A 17,271-nucleotide genomic window follows, 5' to 3' on the forward strand; every position below is an offset into this window, starting at 1 on the left:
ATGAGGTTGATAGGCGGGGAGTGGAAGCGCCGCAAGGCGTGCAGCCGACCCGTACTAATACGCCGAGGGCTTGACCTACTGGCCTGTCCAAGAGACGAAAGTCGATTGGGTAACAGGTCGTATGCGAAAACGTCCCAAGAACCAAGTCCCAAGGGGACGCAGGTGATTGGTTGACGTTGACCGCTAAGTTTTGCCACCTAAAATGTTCTTGTCTTCTGTATAGTTTTGAGGGTGCAACAAACACCTTCACAAATCCAGTGGCGATAGCTGAGTGGATCCACCTGTTCCCATACCGAACACAGTCGTTAAGCACTCATACGTCGAAAGTACTTGGTTGGAGACGACCTGGGAGGATAGAAAGCTGCTGGTTCTGACATGCCACCGCTTTTGCGGTGGCATACCTTATGGCGGCTGTGGTGAAGTGGTTAACACACTGGATTGTGGCTCCAGCATTCGTGGGTTCGAGCCCCACCAGTCGCCCCATCTTAGGGGTATAGCTCAACTGGTAGAGCAACGGTCTCCAAAACCGTAGGTTGTGAGTTCAAGTCTTACTGCCCCTGCCATTGTCATATCGGCCTCATTTCTTGGAAATGAGGTTTTTTTATTGCCTTCGAACAGGGAAAATGAATGTGTTATAATGATAGCGGAATTTTTGTCAAACTTCATGGTGGTACGGATAAGTTTAGGGCGAATAGGGGGAGCTTCATTTTATTCGTACTTCCTTATGAAAGTTCATGAGAATTTCGATATAAGAAGAGTTTAGAGTTATGGGAAACGACGCCGATTATGGCAACGGAGGAAAATAAGCGTGAACTATGGAGAAGTCGTTGAGGTTGATATGGGAGGAGCGGGCGCAAATGTTCATCAGAGGGATGGTTTTGCGCGGCGAGAGATGGCGGCTAATCTCTGCGTCGGCGATGAGCCGCCGCTGGTGACAGTGTACTTTCAAGCCTACAATCATCTGGAAGATCAGACGAAGATGGCGATTCATTCCCTCCTTGCCTATACGCGGAACGTCGACCATGAGCTGCTGCTCGTTGACAACGGCTCGACCGACGGCACGCTGGACTTTTTCCGCAGCATTGAGCATCCGCGCAAGCGCATCTTCCATGTCAGGGAAAATCGCGGCGCTTTGTTTGGTTATCTGGCGGCAAAGGGAGCGGCGGGCAATGAATTCATCCGCGGCAGATACTTTGCCGCGATTCCGAGCGATGTCGTCGTCACGAAGGACTGGCTCAAGAATCTTGTCACGTGCATGGAATCTGATCCGCGCATCGGCATGGTCGTTCCCGCGGCAAACTATACAAGCTATTATCAGCAGGTGAAGCTGGAATTTTCTACATACGGAGAAATGCAGGAGGCCGCGGCTGCCTACAATGTCAGCGATCCGAAAAAGTGGGAGGAGCGCCTGCGCCTCATTCCTACAGCATCGCTGATGCGTTCTTCCCTGCGCAAGATGTATGAAGCCGATTATGGATTTTTTTATAATTTTGCTGATGATGATCTGTCCTTCACCTATCGCCGTCTCGGTTATCGCTTGATGTTTTGTCGTGATACCTTCGTCTACCATGCGCCGGGCACGGCGATGTCGGAGGAGGCTTATCAGATCGATCTGCGGGAAGGGCGAGAGACCTTTCGACGCAAATACTTTGGCGTTGATGCCTGGACGGATACGCGTCTGGATGATGAGCTTTGCCGTAAGTGCATGGATTCTTCGACGCCGTGCGAGGATAATCGCATTCTTGGCATAGATGTGCGCTGCGGCGCCAATCTGCTGCATTTCAAAAACTGCCTGCGGGCGTATGATTTGGGCAGGGCGACACTTTCCGCTTTCGTGCAGGATGCGAAGTATTGGGTCGATCTGAAGACGATCTGCAGCGGCGAGGTATTCTGTCAGCCTCTGCGAGATCTTGAAGCCGCTTTAGAAGGGCGCACCTATGACTATATCATTCTCGGCATGCCGCTTGCCGACTACGAAGATCCCAAGGCTCTGCTTGAAATCATGCGAGATCATCTTTCCATCGGCGGCAGGATGGCGGGGCGTATGGAAGAGGACGGCGAGGTCTTTTCCCTGGAGCGTTATGAGTGAGGTGGAAAGCGAATGAGATTTGCCGATTTGCGGCGCGCTATGTCGGCGAGGTGGCACAGCCGTGCCGTAGATGTTTCTTCTTTTGCGCATAGGGATATCTTTCTCTACGGAGCAGGAAATCTCGGCAAGAAGCTCAAGGCATCGCTGGAAGAGGCGGGCATTTCTGTCAAGGGATTGATCGACCGCCGTGCGGCGGCGCTGCGCGAGCAGGGCGTCGATGCCCTGACTTTGGAGGAAATGGCGGCGGTGCCGAAGGAGGAAAGCGTCGTCATTTTGTCGGCGCTTTTTTCCCTGGAGGATGAGCCTGCACTTCGCGAGGTGCTTCAGACGGCAGGCTTTCCGCTCGTCGTCGCGCTGCACGAGCTCGACTGGCGGAGTTTTGACAGTGCATCGTTCTGCCGCAACATCTTCATCGGTGACTACGACATCGAGCGCGACTTCGCCGGCGACGAAGAGGCTGTCCTTGCGGCATATGCGCTTTGGCAGACAGAGGCGGAACGCTTCTTCTACATGACGCAGATCGAGGCGTATCTGCGCCGTGATTTTTCCATCTTCCCCGATCCTTTGCCGCTGCGCCTGCAGTATGCGGCGCACGACGTGCCGGAGAAGGCGGACATGCGCTTCTTCGTTGACTGCGGCGCCTTTGACGGCGACACGCTGCGCGCTCTTTCGGCGGCGGGCAGGGAGATGCACGACTACTTTGCGTTTGAGCCGCAGCAGGAGCTCGTTACGCGCATCCATGCCGCAGCTGAGGAGCTCGCGATCCCGCGTGCGGTCATCGTGCCGTGCGGCGTTTCGAGCACGACGCAGCAGATCCGCTTCGGCGCGGCAGAGGAGGGCAAGTCCGCCGTGAAGCGGGAAGCGGCGGGCGCACACGTCATCCAGTGCGTATCGCTCGATACGATGTTCGCGGGCGAAGCACCGACGTTCATCAAGATGGACATCGAGGGCATGGAGATCGAAGCCCTGCACGGCGCGGAAAGGCTTATCCGCGAGCATCATCCGCAGCTCGCGATCTGCATTTACCACGACATGTCGCATATCTGGCGCATACCGCTCTTGCTGCGCGAGTTTTACAGCGGCTATCGTTTCTATGTGCGCAATTATCAATATATGGGATTGGAAACCGTTGTCTATGCTTTTGCAGATGGAGAATAAATATGGCAGAAATCAAACCGAATTATGACACGAAGAGGAAGAAGCTCGCGGACATCATACCGCTGGCGCAGCCTTTCACCGTATACATCGAGCAGACGAAATACTGCAACTTCAAGTGCTTTTACTGCATCCATTCGACGCGCGACGAGGCGGGCGGCGAGTTCCAGAAGCTTGGGCATCGCATGCTGCACATGGATGAGGCGTACTTTGACAAGATCGTGCACGATCTCAAAGAGTTCCCGAAGGGCGGCGTCAAGCGCATCGTCTTTTCGGGGCTGGGTGAGCCGCTGACGAATCCGCTTTTGCCGACGTTCGTCAAAAAGATCGTCGACGCCGACATCGCGGGGCGCGTGGAGGTCATCACGAACGGGCTTCTGCTCACGCCCGAGAAGAGCGACGCACTCGTCGCGGCGGGTATCACGAACATCAACATTTCCGTGCAGGGGCTCGACGCCGCCGGCTATGAGAAGACGTGCGGCGTGCGCATCGACTTCGAGCAGTATCTCGAAAACCTGCGCTACCTCTTTGCTCACAAGAAGGATACGGCGATCTACATCAAGGCGATCGACGCGACCGTGCCGACGAAAGAGGAGCAGGAACGCTTCCTTTCGCTCTTTAGCCCGATGGCGGATCGCATCTACATCGAGCATCTCGTCGTCATGCAGCAGCAGATGGAAGACCTCAAGGGTGTCGTGGACGGCTCGAAGAATTTCTACGGCGAGGAGCTCGACCTCGACCGCAAGGTCTGCGCGCAGTCCTTCTACTTTCTGCAGATCGGCTGCGAGGGGCATACGTTTCCCTGTCCCGTGCCCGGACTGGGCAGGGGGCTGTCGATGGGCAACGCGAAGGAGCAGTCGCTCGTCGAGATCTGGAACGGCCCGAAGCGCCGGGCATTTTTGCGCATGCTGCTGCAAAAGCGCAAGGACGAAGTCCCCGAGTGTCGCGGCTGTACCTGCTTCAATGCGATCAACAATCCGGCGGAAGATCTCGATGCGGATGCAGAAAGACTCCTGCCGCTCTTTTCCTGAGGAGGAAATATGGCGTCTGAAATTAAACCCATCTATGGAACGGAGCGCGTGAAGCTCGCCGAAGTCGTGCCGCTTGCAGCACCCTACAGCGCGTTCGTCTTTCCGACGACGTACTGCAATTTCAAGTGCGCGTACTGCGGGCACTCGCTCGGTCATGCCGAGATGAAACGGCAATACGACTTCCAGCCTGAGCACATGACGATGGAAACGTATGAGAAGACGATCGAACAGCTCGCGGAGTTTCCGCAGAAGCTCAAGATGCTGTCTCTGACGGGGCAGGGTGAGCCGCTCTTAAATCCCCACATCGCCGATATGGTGCGCCTGGCGAAGGAAAAGGGCGTCGCCGAGCGCATTGAGATCATCTCGAACGCTTCCCTGCTGCACCACGCGCTCGCCGACGCGCTCATCGACGCGGAGCTCGATACCCTGCGCGTGTCGCTGCAGGGGCTTTCCTCGGAGAAGTATGCGTCGATCTGCAAGGCGCGCGTGAACTTCGAGGAGTTTTTGGAGAACCTGCGCTATTTCTACGCGCACCGCGGCAAGACGAAGCTCTTCCTGAAGGTCATGGATGTGGCGCTCGACGAGGGCGAGGACGAGAAGTTCTACGCGCTCTTTTCCGACATGACGGACCGCATGTATATCGAGCACATGCTGCCCGCCTACGACGGTGTGGAGCTGACGCAGGGCATGGAAGTCGAGTACGACCGCTACGGCGGCAAGACGGACGGCATCCGCAAGGTCTGTCCGCTCGCCTTCTATATGCTCGGCGTGTTTCCGAACGGCGACGTCGAGCCGTGCGATACGATATACAAGCCGGTCGTCCTCGGCAATGTGCATGAAGAGCGCATCCTGGATATGTGGCACGGGGAAAAGCTGCGCGAGTTCTGGCGCCTGCAGCTTGAAGGCAGGCGCGAGGAGAACAGGCGCTGCGCGCACTGCTGCGCACCGAATGACGTCGCGCACCCAGAGGATATCTTGGACGGCGCGGCAGAAGAGATCCTCAAGCGTTTGGAGGCATGGCGATGAAGGCGCAGCGCATCGACGGGCAGACGCCCGGCGGCAAGAGGCAGCGTCTCGCCGACCGACTGCCGCTCGATACGCCGTTTTCCATCCAAGTATTTCCTGTCTATGCGTGCAATCTCGCGTGCGCCTATTGCATCCACTCCGTGCCGTTGGAGGAGCGCGGCTTCATCGCTGCCAAGACCGTGCTTGACATGGGACTTTACCGAAAGTTCATCGCCGATCTTGCCGAGTTTCCCAGCCCGCTCAAAATGCTGCGCTTTGCAGGTACGGGCGAGCCGCTCCTGCATCCTCAGATTGCCGAGATGGTCGCATGTGCGAAGGCGGCGGGCGTCGCCGAATCGCTCGACATTGTGACGAACGGTCTGCGGCTGACGCGTGAGTTGTCTGCGGCGCTCGTCCGTGCGGGACTCGGGCGCATCCGCATTTCTCTGCAGGGTCTTTCGGATGCGGCATACGCTTATACGAAAAAACGGGGCATTTTTCAAAACCTCGTGGAGAATATCGGCTGGCTCTACGCGCATCGCGGCGATACGAAGATCTATGTGAAGATCATGGACTGTGTGCTCGGCGATGGTGAGGAGGCAGAGTTTTTGCGCATCTTCGGCGACATCGCCGACTTCATCGCGGTCGAGCATCTGATCCCCGCCGTCGAGCAGATCGATTACGAAAAGCTCGCGGGTCACGCGCTCGCCGATGTGACACAGAACGGCGCCGCCGTGCGCATGGCAAAGGTTTGCCCGCAGCCATTTTACATGATGCAGTTCAATCCCGACGGCAAGATGGTTCCATGCTGCGCCATGGAAACGGCGGCGATATTGGGCGACGTTGCGAAAGAATCCGTGCGCGCAATCTGGCAGGGCGAACGCTTGCGAGCCTTCCTCGAAGCCCAGCTTCGCGGCGAAAAGTCCGCGTATACGACGTGCGCGAAGTGCAGACAGTACCGCTATGCGATGTTCGAGGAAGATGTGCTCGATCAAGATGCAGAGCGTTTGTTAAAGGTGTTTGGCAATAGGGGGAAGAACGTGTGATAAAGAAAGACGGTGTTTCGGTTCATGGGGAGCGGCGGCCGCTGGCGGATGTCGTCCCGCTTGCGATGCCCTATGCGCTGACCGTATTTCCGATGCGAGCCTGCAATTTCCGCTGCTTTTACTGTCGTTTGACGCAGGCGAAAAGAGCGAGTGCTGCAAAAACTTCAAGATCTTTGATAGAATACAATCGCAAGTGTTTCATGAGGTGCTTTGGATGAATTATTTGTTGGTCATGCCGCGTTTTGTCGATATGATCGGCGAGTGGTACCATTTCCCTTTGGGAATCCCCTACGTTTCATCAAGCATGAAGCAGTCGGGGCTTCGCGTATTTACGCTGAACATGAACAGCCGCGAGGGCGTGACGCGTGAGATCATAGCGGAGGAGATCCGAACGCACTCGATCGACGTCGTTCTGACGGGCGGGCTGTCCTTCCAGTATCCGGCGATTCGCGAGATTTTGCAGGCGGCGAAGGAGGTCGATCCGCGCATCGTTACGGTCGCGGGCGGCGGCATCATCACGAGTGCGCCTGCGGCGGGAATGGAGGTCTTGGAGTTTGCGGACTACGGCATCGTCGGTGAGGGCGAGGAAACGACGCCGGCGCTTTGTCACGCCTTGGAGTGCGGCGAGGATGTGATGGCAGTCGAGGGCATCGTTTACCGTGACGACGGCGTCTGGATGCGCACGAAGGCGCGTAAAGAGGTCGCCGATCTCGATGCGATTCCCTTTCCCGACTACGATGGATTCGACTTTTCGAAGATCGCCGCGATGGTGCCGAGTCTCCTCGGCATGAACGAGGATCATGCGATCACGATGACGACGAGCCGCTCGTGCCCGTTCCAGTGCACGTTCTGCTTCCATACGAGCGGCAGTCACTACCGCAAGCGTTCGTTGGACAATTTCTTCGAGGAACTTGACCTCCTCGTGGAAAAGTACCATATCAAGTACATCTTTGTGTCGGACGAGCTTTTTGCCATCAATATGCAGCGCGTGGTCGAATTCTGTGCGCGTATTAAGCCGTACAACATTCGCTGGTGGGCGCAGTTCCGCGTATGCGATGTCACGGAGGAGATGGTGCGCATCCTCAAGGACTCGAACTGCGTGACGATGGGCTTCGGTTTGGAGAGCGCAGACGATGGCATCCTGCGCAGCATGAACAAGAAGATCCGTTTCGAGCAGACGGAGAAGGCTCTGGCTCTCGCCTACCAGTACGGGCTGACGATTCAGGGCGGCTTCATCTTCGGCGATGTGGAGGAAACGATCGAGACGGCGAAGCGCACGCTCGATTGGTGGAAGGCGCATACGGAATACGGCATCACGCTGAACTTCATCACGACGTATCCGGGAACGCCGCTCTACAAGACGGCGCTCGCACGCGGCATCATCAAGGACGAGGTGAAGTTCATCCGCGACGGCTGCCCTGTCGTGAACCTTTCGAAGATGTCGAAGGAGGAGCTGGACTGGCTTGCAGGCGAGGTCATGCGCCTGCCGCAGCGCGCTTTCCTGCCGCCGGAGAACATTCATGACGTGCATGTTGATTATGCGCATCGCGCTTTGAGCTTCACGGGAAAATGTACGGAATGCAGCGAGGAGAATCGTTGGGAGAACGTGCGATTTTTCACACGCAATGTCCTGACGTGCAAGAAGTGCGGCAAGAAGCATAAACTGCCGATCTTGCCCGAAGTCGTGCGCTACATCACGTCATCGGTGGAGATTTTGCGCGAGGAATGCGGCAAGATTGCTTTCTGGGGCATCAACGACTACTTTGCCACGATGATTCCCGACCTGCCTTTCGTCGGAGCGGCGGGCGTTTTTCTCATTGACAACTCGAAGATCAAGCAGGGCAGTGAGGTCGATGGGCATCTCATCCACAGCCCTGAGATTTTGGATGCAGAGGAGATCGATACGGTCGTCGTGCCTGTCGTTTCTCTAATGTCTACCATCGAGAAGCAGATTCATCAGGCGTTTCCGCGCGTCAAGAACGTCATCAACATTCTTGACCTCGTGAAGCCGACGGATGAAAAATGTGTGGGGTGATGAAGGAATGTCGATGGAAAAGTTTGCAGCGGGAGAGATGTCGGAGCTTTTTACTGCGCCATACGTCATCTGGGGCACGGGGCGTGTAGCTCAGGCATTTTATCGGACGTACTGTGCGCCCGAGGGAAAGAAGCCGATCTTCTGGGTGGACAGCAACGCGGCGAAGCACGGCAGCCGCATCGCGGGCATTGAGGTCGTCGCGCCCGAGACGTTCTATCAACGGAGTGAGGATATGTACGCCAAGGGCGGGCGGCTGTCCGTCGTCATCGGCGCGACGGGCATTTTCCTGCTCGAAATCCTTTCTTTGCTGGAGCGCAGGATGGTCAAGGCGGCGGTCTATTCCGCCGTACAGCTTGATGCCGCGTGCTATTTTTCTGCGGAACACGCCCGAATCGAGAAGATCGCGCAGAAGTTCTCTGACGAGAAGTCACGTCATATTTATCACTCGCTTATCGCGAACATGAAGAGCGGCAGGTCTGTAGATTTTTCGCTCTATGAGCCGAACCAATACTTCGGCAACGATGTTATCGGTGAACTTGCGCAAGGGGAGGTCTTTGTCGATGCGGGCGTGTGTCATGGCGAGGAAATCGACCGTGCAATCCACGGGGGGGGCATATTTGTCCACGGGTTTGAGCCGGATGCGGAGAACTATGCGTATCTATTGAAGAAATACGAGGGCAGAGACGATGTGCGCATTCATCCGTGTGCGTTATGGGATAAGGATGAGCGGCTCGTATTTCAAAGCAACGCCGCGACGCCGTCGGCTTCGCGACTGGCGGGCGCGGATGCGCACGAAGAGGCGGCGGGCATCGCGGCGCGTCCGCTTGACGATGTGCTGCAGGGCGCAGCGTGCACGCTTCTCAAGATGGATATTGAGGGGGCGGAGTACAACGCGCTTCTCGGCGCGGCAAAGACGATCGAGCAGCATCGCCCGAAGCTTGCGGTCTGCGTCTATCACAGCTTGGAGGACTATGTGCGCATCCCGGAGCTGCTCATGGAGCGCTATCCGTTCTACCGTTTCTTCCTGCGTCAGCACAGCGCGACGAGCGGTGAGACGGTGCTTTACGCATTATGACGGGACAGCGGAAGTTGACGGCGGCAATCGCCCGAGAGTATCTGCGTGAGGCGCATAGGCGCGCGCCGAAGCTGTGGATTCGTCACTCGTACTATGTCGGGCTGGCGGCGGGGAAGATTGCGGCGCGTGTGCCGGCGATGGACGGCGATCTTGCATGTGCCTATGGTTTTTTGCACGACATCGGGCGGCGCTTCGGCGAGATGCGCATCAATCACATCTTCTGCGGCTGGCGCTACCTTTTGGCAGAAGGCTACGAGGAGGCGGCGCGCATCTGCCTCACACATTCCTTTCCCGTACAGGACGTGCGCTCCGTAACGGGCGTTTGGGACAGTACGGAGGAGGATATTGCTTTCTTGCGAGAGTACCTTCCAAGCATCATCTACACGGACTATGACCGCCTGATTCAGCTTGCCGACGTCCTGGGCGACGCTTCGGGCATCGTCGTCCTAGAGAAGCGGCTCGTCGATATCATCCGCCGCTACGGTCTTGATGCGGCGAACGTCCCCTCGCGCTGGGCGGCGCTCTTTGCGATCAAGGAGGATTTCGAGCGGCGCATGGGCATGACGATCGAGGATGCCTTGGAGCTTCGTCCGTGCAGTTTCGAGCAGGCATTTTCTGAGGAGGATTGGACGTGACGGAGGCAGCAGGGAATTTCACGCGTGAAAAAACGCGGTTTGCGGGTTGCTATGTCCTGCGCACGAAGGTGCGCGAGGATATGCGCGGCTCTTTCACGAAGGTGTACCATGAGGGCGCTTTTCGCGAGTTGGGACTGACGACGGAGTTTCGAGAGGAATACTTCTCCGTTTCCAAGATGAATGTGCTGCGCGGTCTCCACTTCCAATTGCCGCCCGCCGACCACGAGAAGCTCGTCTGGTGCATGAGCGGCAAGGTGCTTGATGTCGTGCTCGACTTGCGCCGCGCGTCCTCGACGTATGGCGCGCATCAGAGCTTCATGCTGTCCGGAGGTTCGGGCGAGATGATTTATATCCCGCGCGGCATGGCGCACGGATTTTTGACTTTGAGCGATGAAGCCGTCATGATGTACAAGGTGACGGGCGTCTATGCACCCGCGTGTGATGCGGGCATACGCTGGGATACGGCGGGTATCGACTGGGGCGTTTCCTCGCCGCTTCTGTCGGAGCGCGATCAGGGGTTCGTTTCTTTGGCAGATTTTTCGAGTCCGTTTTGATGGTTTGATCGTTTGGATGTGTCGATGTGCGAGGGGGATGACGATGCGCGAGATACTTCATATCACGACGCACATGGGCGGCGGTGTCGGCAAGGTGCTTTCGGGGCTTCTTGCCGCCTTTGCTGCCGAGGGCGGGGATCGCCACGAGCTTCTGCTGCTCGAAGAGCCAGAGAAGCGCAATTTCTTCGATCTTCTTGCCGAGGTGGGCGTCGCCGCACACGTCGAGCAGGATGCGGCGAAGATCGCCGAGGCGATGGCGCGCGCGGACATCGTGCAGTTGGAGTGGTGGCATCACCCGCGCATGGTGCGCTTCTTGCTGGAGCTTTCGCCCGTGCCCGCGCGGCTCGTCCTCTGGGCGCATGTTTCGGGCGCGTTCTATCCTTGGCTGCCGCCCGCATTCCTGCGCATGCCGCAGCACTTCGTATTCACGTCGGCATATTCGTATGAGAATCCTTTCTGGGACGCGGCGCAGCGCACTTGGGCGAAGGAGCACGCCGCGATGGTCAACAGCGTCGGCGACTTTCCGGCAGAGGAGCCGCGTCATGAGGCGCACACGGGATTTTCTATCGGCTACGTCGGCACGCTTTCCTATGCGAAGCTGCACCCCGACTTCTGTGCGTTCTGCGCGCGCGTCCGTGACATCCCCGGCATCTCTTTCCACCTCGTCGGCGACGCTGAGAACGAAGCGCGGATCCGCTGCGACGCGGAGCCTTTCGGGCTATCGGCTCAGCTTTCCTTCGCAGGCTATGTCACGGATGTGGCGGCGGAGTTTCGCCGCATGGATGTGTTCGCCTATCTGCTCAATCCGCAGCACTTCGGCACGACGGAAAATGTGCTGCTCGAAGCGATGAATGCAGGGCTTCCCGTCGTCGCGCTCGACCAATGTGCGGAGAAGCACCTTGTGCGCCACGGCGAGACGGGACTCTTGGTGTGCACGCCCGAGGAGTTCGAGCAGGCGCTGCGCCGTCTCTATGCGCATCCCGAGGAGCGCGCGCGTCTCGGGCGGAATGCGCGCCGATTTATTGAGGAGCATTTTTCCGTGCAGCAGACGGCGGCGAAGCTGGAAGCCGTCTACGATGAAGTCATGGAAGAGGAGAAGGCCGCGTGCGATTTCAGCAGCATGGGGAAATCGCCGCACGAGGTGTTCGTAAACTTCCTGCCGCCGCCGCTGCAAGCGGCGTTTGCTCATGGAAAAATGCCGCAGGAGCTGCCCGAGATTCTGCGCGGCGAGAGCAAGAGCTCGGCGGCGCATTTCGCGCGGCTGTTTCCCGGCGATGCGCAGCTTCGCGGCTGGGCGCAGGAGATTCGGCAGAGGGGAGGCGAAGACGCGTGAAGAAGCGCGTTCTCTTGACAGGCGTCACGGGATTCATCGGCAGGCATCTCGCGCGCCGCATGGTTGAAGCAGGCTGGGAGGTTGCCGCCATCGTGCGCCCGTCGTCGGATTTGAAGGCGCTTTCCACTGCGGTGCGTGGGTGTGTCGATTTCCATGTGTACGCGGGCGGCACGCTCACGGATATCGTGCGTGAGGCGAAGCCGACGGTCGTCTCTCATCTCGCTTCGCTCTACCTTGCTGCGCATGAGAGTGCGGACGTTCCGGCGCTCGTCGCGAGCAACATCCTCTTCGGCACGGAGCTGCTGGAAGCGATGGCGAAGAACGATGTGCGCCGCTTCGTCTTTGCGGGCACGAGCTGGCAGCACTATCAAGGCGCACGCTATTCGCCCGTCAACCTCTATGCGGCGACAAAGGAAGCCTTCGAGATGATGTTGCGCTACTACGAGGAGACGGCGGGGCTTCATGCCGTCGGTTTGAAACTTTTCGACACCTATGGCGAGGGCGATACGCGGCGCAAGATTCTCGCGCTCTTAGAGGAGGCGGCAAAGACGGGCGAAGAGCTCGCTCTTTCGCCCGGCGAGCAGAAGCTCGATCTCGTCCATGTCGATGACGTCGCCGAAGCTTTTCGGCTCGCGGCGGAGTATCTTGCAGCGGACAGAGCGGACATCTGCGGCGAGTACGCCGTAAGTGCAGGGACGGCGCTATCGCTTCGGGAAATCGCCGCGCGTCTGGAAAAGCTGCTCGGCAAGAAGATTCCCGCACGCTGGGGCGCACGGCCTTACCGCAGCCGCGAGGTCATGGAGCCGTGGAGCACGGGCAGGCTTCTGCCAGGCTGGCAGCGCAGGCACAAGGAGATCATGTAGCTTACGGAAAATTTCGGTTGACAAGGCGGCATGGGTCTGTTATTATATCTTATGTCGTCAGCTTGCGGACAGATTTTCCGTAGCTTGCGCGTCAATCGCATATGGAGTGGTACTCAAGAGGCTGAAGAGGACGGTTTGCTAAATCGTTAGTGTGGGCAACTGCAGCGGAGGTTCGAATCCTCTCCACTCCGCCATTTAAAAATATAACCGCCGATTTCGTTCGGCGGTTTTTTCATATTCGTAGGTTTTGACGTCTCATGCAGAATTGTTCCCTTGAACCGTCACTGCACGGCTATGAAGGGTGTCGTTTCCAAATAGATCTCGAAGGTGCGCGGCCATGGGAAGCTCATGTCGGTTTGGAGGTCATAGACGGCGAGTTCGGCGCTTTCTCCGCCGGGCAGATGGACGCGGAAGGGGCGACGGCACGCCTTTGTGCTCTTGAAGGTCTGCAGGCGATCATCCATCGCTTTTCGGAGCATCGCGGTCGCCGCGAGGTAGTCGCGTTCTAAGTCAAGGTCGTAGACGTTTTTTGTGCCGTTTTTCTTGAGATTCGTATTGACGAGAGTGATGACATCTTTGAGGTAGAAATAGTCTTCCAAGAAACGATTGTTGAGCAGCTTGAGATTCGCAGCGTGAAGTGCGAGAACTTCATCTCGCGTCGCCGCCTTTTCACGTGCGGCGGTAAAAATCGTTGCCTGCGAGAGCGCTGTGCCGACGGAGTTGCTCGCCGTGTTCCAACCGGCATAGGAGCGCAATCCTTCGATGGGAGCGCCGTGCTCGATCAGGAGCGGCAGCAGCGTCTCCTCGGCGGCGAAATGGCGACTGAGGTCTACGAGTGTGACGGGCGTGCCTGAGGCGAGGTATCTTTCGATGCGCTCGACACTTTTTCGGCGAGAGGCGAGGGTTTTTTCCGAGCCTGCGCTGATGAAGAGCACGAAGTCGGCGCTCGCGGCGGACGCCGTACATTCGCCGCCGAAGAGACCGATCTTTTCCGCCGCTGTCTCGCGCATGGGGATCGCCATGAAGGGCAGGATTTCGTCGGGTGCTGATTCGTCATTCCAATCGAGGAAGATCTGCGGACGGTGACCGCTTTTGGCGGCAGAGATGGCAGCGAGAAGCGTCAGCGCGAGTTCGTCGGCACCGTGGACGATGGCAGCTTTTTCTTTTGGAATTTGTTCTTCGATGAGAAAAGCCTGCAGATGGCGCTTCTCGATGTTGGGGATGCTGTACTTTTCGCCATCGTCCTGTCCGATGAGGAGTCGTTCCAGTGTTCCTTCCTTGACAAGTTCGATGAGAGCGCGGGAGAGACACTCGTTTTGCTCGAAGAGCGCGAGGTACTGCGCGAGGCTTGCGGGATTGATTTTCTCTTCCAGTTCCTGCATCTTCGCCGCGTCCTCGGGGGCGCCGCAGAGCGCATAGTGATCGGCGAGGCGCGAGTAAGCGAGGAGGTATTTGTTGTCGTAGTAGTCGTCGATGCTCGCGGGCGGAATCATGCGCGGCAGGATGGAGAAGGCATAGATGGGAACTGTCGGATGTGCGGCGTGCAGTTCGCGCAGATAGGCGATGAAGGCCTCGATTTCGTCGGGCGATTTGTCCGCCTCGCGTGCCGCGAGCAGACCGCCGTAGAGAAGCTGGTCGATGGAGATGATGGCGGCGTCGCTTTGCGCCAGATTTTCGCGCAGCCACTTCTGTGACTCCTTCGTTTGGCCCGGCATCGTGTAGTAGTCCTGCATCTCGTAGGGCAGGGCGGCAATCTCTGTTCCTGCGACATCGGCGGTGTCGAGTACGAGTTGGCGGCACGGTGGTCTGCCGTCGAGCGGCACGAGAACGATGCGCCCCATCTTTTCACGCACGGCGTTGAGCGGTGCGCCGCCGTAAGAAGGGCGCAGGAAAGCGTGGAAGAGCGAAAGGACACAGAGCGCGAGGACGATGAAATACAGAAGTCGCTTTTTCAAGGAAGTTCCTCCTAAAACAATTCGATTTTTCAATATTATAGCATAGTGCGGTTCACGAAACGAAGAAAATATGATAGAATATGAAAGGTCATCCTTGACTTTGAGGTGAGATTATGCGTATCATCACGGGCACAGCGCGTGGCTGTCGCCTGAAAACGCCGAAGGGCGAGGCTACGCGGCCAACGGCAGACCGCATCAAGGAGTCGCTTTTCAATATCCTCGGACGGCGTGTCGAAGAGGCGCGCGTGCTCGATCTCTTCGCTGGGACGGGTGCTCTGGGACTCGAGGCCTTGAGCCGCGGTGCGGCGTCGGCACTCTTTGTCGACGAGAAGACGGCATCTCTGATCGAGGAAAATGCCGCCAAGACGCGGCTTTTAGAGCATGCTGAGGTCGTGCGTGCTGATGCTCTGCGCGTCTTGGCGCGCCTTGGCGCTCTGGGGCGTTCCTTCGACTTGATTTTCTGCGATCCGCCGTACCGACGGGGGCTTTGGGAGAAGGCTCTTTCTTCTGTGGATAGAGGAGGTCTGCTCACGCCCGATGGCTGCATGATCGTGGAGCACGGCACGGAGGAGGCGCTTCCGGCGCTGCAAAATCTCCGTTGCGTACGCGAGGAGATTTATGGCAGGACGACACAGCTACGCTTTTTCACGCGAGCTGCAAAGGGCGAGGAGGAGAATCCCGATGATCAAGGCTGTATGCTCGGGGAGTTTTGATCCTGTGACGAACGGGCATGTCGATATTTTCGAGCGCGCCAGCCGCATGTTTGATGAGCTCATCGTGGGCGTTTTCCACAACATCCGAAAGACGCCGTTCTTCACGGTAGAAGAGCGCGTGGAACTTTTGGAAGAGGCGACGCGCCACATCCCGAACTTGCGCGTCGGCGCTTTCGAAGGGCTTCTGCCCGAATACATGCGCAGCGTAGGAGCGACCGTCATCGTGCGCGGCCTGCGTTCCGTCACGGACTATGAGTATGAGCAGAAGCAGGAGCAAATGCTTAAGTACATCGCGCCCGACATCGAGACGGTGTTTTTGCTCACGGATCCGCGCTATTCCTTCGTCAGTTCTTCGGGCGTGCGGGAAATCGCAAATTTTCACGGGTGCGTGACAGGACTTGTGCCCGAGTGTGTAGAATTAGCTATAAATAGGCATTTTGAAGATACAAATCATTGAAGGAAGATGTTTCCTTATATCAATATTCTTGAAAAGAAGGCGGGCAGAAATATGGCTGTAAAAAATATTTTGGATTCCATAGAAAATCTTGTTGTCGAGTCGAGGCGCATGCCTTTGATGAACAAGAGCCTCATTGACGAGACGGATCTCATCCACCTTGTTGACGAGTTGCGCCGCGAATTGCCTTTGGAACTGCAGAAGGCGGAGCGGGTCATGCAGGAGCGTCAGGAGATTCTCGATCGTGCGAACGACGAAGCTGCGGCACTCATCGAGAAGGCGAAGAAGTACGCGGCGGAGCTTGTCGACAAGAACGAGATCGTCATGCAGGCAGAAGAGAAGGCCAAGGCGATCATGCAGCAGACGAAGGAGCAGGAGCGCGAGATCATGGAAAAGACCATGGCGAATGCAAAACAGCTTAGAGACGATGCCGACCAATATGCGAACCAGGTCTTTGACCATCTGATCGGCAACCTCGGCAACGCTCTGCAGGTCGTGCAGCAGGCAAAGGACGATCTGAATCACGGTTCCAGAGGCTGATGAACGGAGAAGAAGGCGCTGTGCAAGGCAGCGCCTTTTGTCTATGCGACGGAGAGAAGCCGCAGATTTTCCTGCAAGGCTTTCTGTGCAGGAAGATTCATAGGATGAGGTGAGATTTGTGGAGCAGAAGGAATTGGGCTTCGCCGCCGTCGATACGGGACGCGAGAAACGTCAAGGATTTGCTGAGGTCGTCTATGGCGCGGGCAAGACGGCAGAGCAGATTGCCAAGATTTTGAAGACGCTGCTCGCCGAGAGCGAGGGCAACGTCATGGCGACGCGTGTTGACGCACAAAAGGCGCGGGCGGTGCTTGCCGCCTTGCCTGAGGCGCACTACGACGAGGTTTCGCGTATCGTTTATGTCGAGCGCAAGGTGCGATGCGAGGATGCGGCGCACCGCATACTCGTCCTCACGGCGGGCACGAGCGACATCCCCGTCGCCGAGGAAGCGGCGCTGACAGCAAGGCTCATGGGAAACGACGTCGGAACGATTTATGACGTTGGCGTCGCGGGCATCCATCGCTTGCTTGCCCACAAGGAGGAACTTATGTCGGCGAATGTCGTCATCGTCGTCGCCGGCATGGAGGGGGCACTCGCGAGCGTCGTTGGCGGCCTCGTCGCGCGTCCCGTCATCGCCGTGCCGACGAGCGTGGGCTATGGCGCATCGTTTCACGGGTTGACGGCGCTTCTTTCCATGCTCAATTCGTGTGCGACAGGTGTCGCCGTCGTGAATATCGACAACGGCTTCGGTGCGGGCGCGATGGCGAGCCGCATCAATCAGACGAGGTGAA

General features: G+C 57.6%; 15 protein-coding genes, 3 tRNA genes, 2 rRNA genes and 1 pseudogene. 20 read left to right on the forward strand and 1 reads right to left on the reverse strand.

The window, feature by feature from the left end; translation table 11 throughout:
* The 16 genes from HMPREF1153_RS03810 to HMPREF1153_RS03885 all read left to right on the forward strand — a co-directional run.
* Positions 1-78: ribosomal RNA gene (locus HMPREF1153_RS03810) — 23S ribosomal RNA — on the forward strand; the annotation flags it as partial.
* A 175-nt stretch (positions 79-253) separates the two neighbouring features.
* Positions 254-370, forward strand: a 5S ribosomal RNA gene (gene rrf / locus HMPREF1153_RS03815).
* Positions 371-407: 37 nt separating this feature from the next.
* Positions 408-483 (forward strand) — tRNA-His (locus HMPREF1153_RS03820).
* Positions 484-487: 4 nt separating this feature from the next.
* Positions 488-563: transfer RNA gene (locus HMPREF1153_RS03825), tRNA-Trp, on the forward strand.
* 245 nt (positions 564-808) lie between these two features.
* The gene (locus tag HMPREF1153_RS03830; RefSeq protein ID WP_009645695.1) at positions 809-2,089 is read left to right on the forward strand and encodes a glycosyltransferase family 2 protein; all 1,281 of its coding nucleotides are present in this window, start codon (positions 809-811) and stop codon (positions 2,087-2,089) included.
* Between the two features lie 12 nt (positions 2,090-2,101).
* The gene (locus HMPREF1153_RS03835; protein WP_009645663.1) at positions 2,102-3,247 is read left to right on the forward strand and encodes an FkbM family methyltransferase; all 1,146 of its coding nucleotides are present in this window, start codon (positions 2,102-2,104) and stop codon (positions 3,245-3,247) included.
* Between the two features lie 2 nt (positions 3,248-3,249).
* The gene (locus tag HMPREF1153_RS03840; protein ID WP_009645722.1) at positions 3,250-4,275 is read left to right on the forward strand and encodes a radical SAM/SPASM domain-containing protein; all 1,026 of its coding nucleotides are present in this window, start codon (positions 3,250-3,252) and stop codon (positions 4,273-4,275) included.
* 9 nt (positions 4,276-4,284) lie between these two features.
* Positions 4,285-5,301: a radical SAM/SPASM domain-containing protein gene (locus tag HMPREF1153_RS03845; RefSeq protein ID WP_009645649.1), complete on the forward strand. Its 1,017-nt coding sequence runs from the start codon at positions 4,285-4,287 to the stop codon at positions 5,299-5,301.
* Positions 5,292-6,326 carry a radical SAM/SPASM domain-containing protein gene (locus HMPREF1153_RS03850; protein WP_232208182.1) on the forward strand — a complete coding sequence of 345 codons (1,035 nt, stop codon included), beginning with the start codon at positions 5,292-5,294 and terminating at the stop codon, positions 6,324-6,326. The genes HMPREF1153_RS03845 and HMPREF1153_RS03850 overlap by 10 nt, the downstream gene beginning before the upstream one ends.
* Positions 6,327-6,540: 214 nt before the next feature.
* Entirely contained in the window at positions 6,541-8,361 is a 1,821-nt protein-coding gene (locus HMPREF1153_RS03855; RefSeq protein ID WP_009645615.1) for a B12-binding domain-containing radical SAM protein, read from the forward strand.
* 13 nt (positions 8,362-8,374) lie between these two features.
* Positions 8,375-9,436, forward strand: a complete 1,062-nt coding sequence (locus HMPREF1153_RS03860) for an FkbM family methyltransferase (RefSeq protein WP_156810545.1) — start codon at positions 8,375-8,377, stop codon at positions 9,434-9,436.
* Positions 9,433-10,071 (forward strand): HD domain-containing protein, encoded by a 639-nt coding sequence (locus tag HMPREF1153_RS03865; RefSeq protein WP_009645633.1) that lies wholly within the window; start codon positions 9,433-9,435, stop codon positions 10,069-10,071. The genes HMPREF1153_RS03860 and HMPREF1153_RS03865 overlap by 4 nt, the downstream gene beginning before the upstream one ends.
* Positions 10,068-10,625 carry a dTDP-4-dehydrorhamnose 3,5-epimerase gene (rfbC, locus tag HMPREF1153_RS03870; protein WP_009645670.1) on the forward strand — a complete coding sequence of 186 codons (558 nt, stop codon included), beginning with the start codon at positions 10,068-10,070 and terminating at the stop codon, positions 10,623-10,625. The genes HMPREF1153_RS03865 and rfbC overlap by 4 nt, the downstream gene beginning before the upstream one ends.
* Before the next feature lie 43 nt (positions 10,626-10,668).
* On the forward strand, positions 10,669-11,958 hold the full coding sequence (locus HMPREF1153_RS03875; protein WP_009645651.1) for a glycosyltransferase family 4 protein: 1,290 nt from the start codon (positions 10,669-10,671) through the stop codon (positions 11,956-11,958).
* The gene (locus HMPREF1153_RS03880) at positions 11,955-12,821 is read left to right on the forward strand and encodes an NAD-dependent epimerase/dehydratase family protein (protein ID WP_009645719.1); all 867 of its coding nucleotides are present in this window, start codon (positions 11,955-11,957) and stop codon (positions 12,819-12,821) included. The genes HMPREF1153_RS03875 and HMPREF1153_RS03880 overlap by 4 nt, the downstream gene beginning before the upstream one ends.
* 103 nt (positions 12,822-12,924) lie before the next feature.
* Positions 12,925-13,015: transfer RNA gene (locus HMPREF1153_RS03885), tRNA-Ser, on the forward strand.
* A gap of 87 nt (positions 13,016-13,102) precedes the next feature.
* Here HMPREF1153_RS03885 and HMPREF1153_RS03890 read toward each other — a convergent pair.
* A complete protein-coding gene (locus tag HMPREF1153_RS03890; protein WP_009645645.1) occupies positions 13,103-14,776 on the reverse strand; it encodes a DUF4127 family protein in 1,674 nt (557 codons plus the stop codon).
* A gap of 113 nt (positions 14,777-14,889) precedes the next feature.
* Between HMPREF1153_RS03890 and rsmD the strand changes: the two genes are divergently transcribed.
* From rsmD to larB, 4 genes and pseudogenes are all read left to right on the forward strand, one after another.
* Positions 14,890-15,489 (forward strand): 16S rRNA (guanine(966)-N(2))-methyltransferase RsmD, encoded by a 600-nt coding sequence (gene rsmD / locus HMPREF1153_RS03895; protein ID WP_009645701.1) that lies wholly within the window; start codon positions 14,890-14,892, stop codon positions 15,487-15,489.
* Positions 15,458-15,946 carry a pantetheine-phosphate adenylyltransferase gene (gene coaD / locus HMPREF1153_RS03900; RefSeq protein ID WP_009645687.1) on the forward strand — a complete coding sequence of 163 codons (489 nt, stop codon included), beginning with the start codon at positions 15,458-15,460 and terminating at the stop codon, positions 15,944-15,946. The genes rsmD and coaD overlap by 32 nt, the downstream gene beginning before the upstream one ends.
* A 51-nt stretch (positions 15,947-15,997) precedes the next feature.
* Complete coding sequence (locus HMPREF1153_RS03905) at positions 15,998-16,483, forward strand: ATPase (protein ID WP_037369825.1); 486 nt, start codon at positions 15,998-16,000, stop codon at positions 16,481-16,483.
* Between the two features lie 43 nt (positions 16,484-16,526).
* Positions 16,527-17,270 (forward strand): annotated as a pseudogene (larB, locus tag HMPREF1153_RS03910) (nickel pincer cofactor biosynthesis protein LarB).
* The last annotated feature ends 1 nt before the right edge of the window (position 17,271 follow it).

This window comes from Selenomonas sp. CM52 (assembly GCF_000292955.1).
GTDB lineage: Bacteria > Bacillota > Negativicutes > Selenomonadales > Selenomonadaceae > Selenomonas.